The 3,735-nt window shown below is 45.8% G+C and carries 5 protein-coding genes; 4 read left to right on the forward strand and 1 reads right to left on the reverse strand.

The features are described from left to right. Window positions 1-534, reverse strand: a 534-nt coding sequence (locus tag CAG68_RS12915) for an NAD(P)H-binding protein (protein WP_161441232.1), incomplete at its 3' end; no start/stop codon positions are given. A gap of 248 nt (window positions 535-782) precedes the next feature. Between CAG68_RS12915 and cobT the strand changes: the two genes are divergently transcribed. The 4 genes from cobT to cobC form a co-directional block, all read left to right on the forward strand. Beyond that, window positions 783-1,826, forward strand: a complete 1,044-nt coding sequence (gene cobT, locus CAG68_RS12920; RefSeq protein ID WP_086046687.1) for a nicotinate-nucleotide--dimethylbenzimidazole phosphoribosyltransferase — start codon at window positions 783-785, stop codon at window positions 1,824-1,826. Beyond that, the gene (locus tag CAG68_RS12925; RefSeq protein WP_054729864.1) at window positions 1,826-2,632 is read left to right on the forward strand and encodes an adenosylcobinamide-GDP ribazoletransferase; all 807 of its coding nucleotides are present in this window, start codon (window positions 1,826-1,828) and stop codon (window positions 2,630-2,632) included. The genes cobT and CAG68_RS12925 overlap by 1 nt, the downstream gene beginning before the upstream one ends. After that, the gene (gene cobU / locus CAG68_RS12930) at window positions 2,629-3,162 is read left to right on the forward strand and encodes a bifunctional adenosylcobinamide kinase/adenosylcobinamide-phosphate guanylyltransferase (RefSeq protein WP_005389806.1); all 534 of its coding nucleotides are present in this window, start codon (window positions 2,629-2,631) and stop codon (window positions 3,160-3,162) included. The genes CAG68_RS12925 and cobU overlap by 4 nt, the downstream gene beginning before the upstream one ends. An 11-nt stretch (window positions 3,163-3,173) precedes the next feature. After that, the coding region (gene cobC / locus CAG68_RS12935) for an alpha-ribazole phosphatase (protein ID WP_161441233.1) at window positions 3,174-3,735 on the forward strand (562 nt) is incomplete at its 3' end.

Consider the following 3,735-nt stretch of genomic DNA (forward strand, 5'->3'; position numbering starts at 1 on the left):
AATTACCTTAAACAGAGTTTGTACTAACTTCTCGTCCATTCTTGGGTTTTGACGTTGACCAACAAGCGGGCCTGGGCGAACAAATACGATTTCCTCAAAATCCATAGCTTCGATTCGTTGTTCCATTTGTCCTTTACAAGCTAAGTAATGGGATGGCGATTTACTATTTGCACCGAGGCTAGAAACAACCGCAAGGCGTTTGACTCCGATTGTTTTCATTTGTTGGGCGACTTTGCACACCAGATCAACATCTACTCTACGCAAATTATCCTTACTGCCTGCTTGCTTAAGGGTCGTGCCTAAACAGATAAAGCCGATGGTTGGTGTTGGTTGGTTCTCATCCCATTGGTGGATAGAAAGGTCTGCATCAATGAGAGGAATAAGCTTGTTGTCCACATCTAGGACGCCATCGAGTGGGCGGCGAGAAAGATAATATAATGTTCCAACACCTGATTGATTTATGAGGTTTGCAATGACTTTTGAGCCTACTAAGCCAGTTGCACCGGCGATGATTGCGCAGGTGTTGTTATCCATATCTTTTCTCCTATATGGGAACATAGTCTAAGCTATTGTAGCGGATTTCAACGAGTTACTTATAATCTCGTGCAAGAAAGGTGAGACGCTCTGCGAACTCGGCAGACTATCCTGAGATAAACTTGATTAGCGCTGCCCCAATTGGATGCAAGTGTATACAATAGTGGGCGCGCAAAAACTGTCGCTGAACAAGACCTCTTGAACAACAGAACACCTCTCACCCAGACAACATCAAAGGAACGTAAAAAATGGATGACTCTTTTGCTGCGGAGATACAAGCACGCATAGATAACAAAACCAAACCCGTCGGTTCTTTAGGCTTATTGGAAAAGGTGGCACTGCAGTTAGCTCTTATTCAAAGTCAGAATAAACCTCAGCCAGTTGATTCCATCGCTATCTGCAAACCAAGCATGCTGGTATTTGCTGGAGATCACGGCGTTGCAGAGGAGGGCGTGAGCATTGCGCCAAGCGAAGTCACTCAGCAAATGGTGGCTAACTTTCTCGCTGGCGGCGCAGCCATCAACTGTTTTTGCGACATTAATGGCATTCAACTCAAAGTAATAGATTGCGGCATGTTGGCTCCTATCGATGTGCTGGTTCCAGAATTTAAATCCCATCCCAACTTGGTTGAACAACGGTTGGGTAACGGTACGGCTAATTTTTCTAAACAATCAGCGATGTCCCCAGAACAAGTGGCGTTAGGTTTAGAATATGGTGCGAAGATTACTGAGCATACCATTTTGCATGGTTCAAACCTCTTGATGTTCGGCGAGATGGGCATCGGTAATACCAGTTCGGCCTCAGCACTGTTATCGGCGCTGAGCTCATTAGATATTGATTATTGTGTTGGCGTTGGCACCGGAATCAATCAACAGCAGTTGAGCCGCAAATATAAACTGGTAGCACAGGGGGTAAACCGATGTCGAGGTCTTGATACCAAAGCGATTCTCGCACAGGTTGGGGGCTTTGAAATCGTACAAATGGTGGGCGCTTTTTTAGAAGCCAAGCGGCTTAAAACTCCAGTTTTAGTGGATGGGTTTATCGTATCGGTAGCGGCTTATATTGCGACGTTGTTAGACGAAGAAACGCGTGAATACATGTTGTTTGCCCATCGCTCTGAAGAAAATGGACATAAATTTGTATTGGAACATCTTAAAGCAGAACCTCTGCTCGACCTTGGTTTACGGCTAGGGGAGGGAACAGGAGCCGCTCTTGCCTTACCCTTGTTAAAAGCTGCCGCTCAGTTTTACAACAAAATGGCGAGCTTCGAGAGTGCAGGAGTTACAGTATAGTGTCAGTCCCTGATAATTCTGAGAAAGTCACGCCGTCATCGTTAAGATACCAGTGGGAGTTATTTCTATTAGCTACCAGTTTTTTTAGCCGCTTACCCGTGCCCCAAGCGTTGCCTTACAGTGAAGAACGCATGAATCAGGCAGGCCGTTACTTTGCGTTAGTTGGTCTCGTGCTTGGAGCACTTTGCGCTTTGGTATTCTCGCTCACCTCAATTTTTTTCCCAGAGTCGGTTGCCATAGTATTAACGATGGTGTTTAGCTTATTGTTAACTGGGGCTTTTCACGAAGACGGCTTGACCGATATGGCGGATGGCATTGGCGGTGGCATGACCGTAGAGCGACGCCTCTCTATTATGAAAGACAGTCGTATTGGCACTTATGGTGCCGCCACTCTCATTATGGCGTTATTGGCTAAGTATGTTTTTTGGAGTGAACTGGCGAACTTGCCGCACTTTTGGTTGATCATTGTCGTCGCTTACACCGCAAGCCGAGCACTAGCAGCGACGCTTATTTATGACATACCTTATGTCAGTGACAGTGATACGTCGAAAAGTAAACCGCTAGCAAGTCGCCAGTCTTCTCTAGAAGTCTCCATTTTGTTGTTTACTGGTGGCGTAACATTGCTTGTGCTTGGTTTCGCGGATGCGATCTTGATATCGCTTGTTCTCGTGGTATTTCGTTTGATGTTCAAACGTTGGTTAACCAAGCGAATTGGCGGCTTTACGGGGGATTGCCTTGGCGCAGCGCAGCAGCTATCGGAACTGCTTGTTTATCTCACTATGATTGGGTTGTATCACTCCTCATGAAGCAATTGATACTCGGTGGCGCGCGCTCTGGGAAGTCGCATTTGGCAGAAAAAACAGCTAAGCAATTATCGGTCGCTTCTCAGCGAGCATTACACTATGTTGCAACCGCGCTGCCATTTGACCAAGAAATGCGAGAGCGAATAGCGCATCATCAAAAGCAACGCGGGGGCGAGTGGCAAGAGCATGAATGCCAGCTTCATTTATCTGAGTTACTGACAAATTTCGCTACCACCGATGTTGTATTGGTCGATTGTTTAACCTTGTGGCTCAACAATTGGATATTTGAGTTAGGTGATGAATGTTCCAATGAGAAGCTAGAAGCAGAAATTGAAAAGCTTATACAGGTGGTGCGTGGCTCAGATGCGACGTTAATATTCGTCTCTAACGAGGTTGGAATGGGCATTGTACCTTTGGGGGCGGTTAGTCGTTATTTTGTGGATAATGCAGGACGGATGAATCAAAAACTAGCCAGTGTTTGCCATCGCGTTACCTTTGTTGCTGCTGGTTTGCCGTTGGTTCTTAAAGAGTAGGATGGAACAAAATGAAAACACTCAATATCTATCTTGTGCGTCATGGAAAAGTAGACGCTCCACCAGGACTCCATGGCCAAACAGATGTAAAAGTTACGCCTGCTGATCAAGAGAGTATTGCTCGGGCTTGGGCCGAGAGTGGACGAGGTGTGGGAGGAATAATTTCTTCTCCGCTTTCACGCTGTCAAGAACTGGCAAACATCATTGCTGAACAGCAATTATTACCAGTAATGACGGATGAGTCTTTACAAGAGATGGCATTTGGTGATTTTGATGGTATGCCTTTTGATATGCTCACTGAGCAGTGGAAAAAGCTAGATGCTTTTTGGCAATCGCCAGCACAACATACGTTGCCGAATGCTGAGAGCTTAAGCACATTTTCTGAGCGCATATGTCGCGTTTGGTCTCAAATCATCAACGATATCAATGACAATCTACTTATCGTCACGCATGGTGGCGTCATTCGTATGATTCTTGCTCATGTATTGGAGTTAGATTGGCGTAACCCAAAGTGGTATTCGACGTTGTCGATAGGAAACGCTTCTGTCACGCATGTAACAGTTACCATAGATG

It is taken from the genome of Vibrio sp. V42_P2S4T144 (assembly GCF_009904715.1).
In the GTDB taxonomy this organism is placed as follows: Bacteria; Pseudomonadota; Gammaproteobacteria; order Enterobacterales; family Vibrionaceae; genus Vibrio; species Vibrio alginolyticus.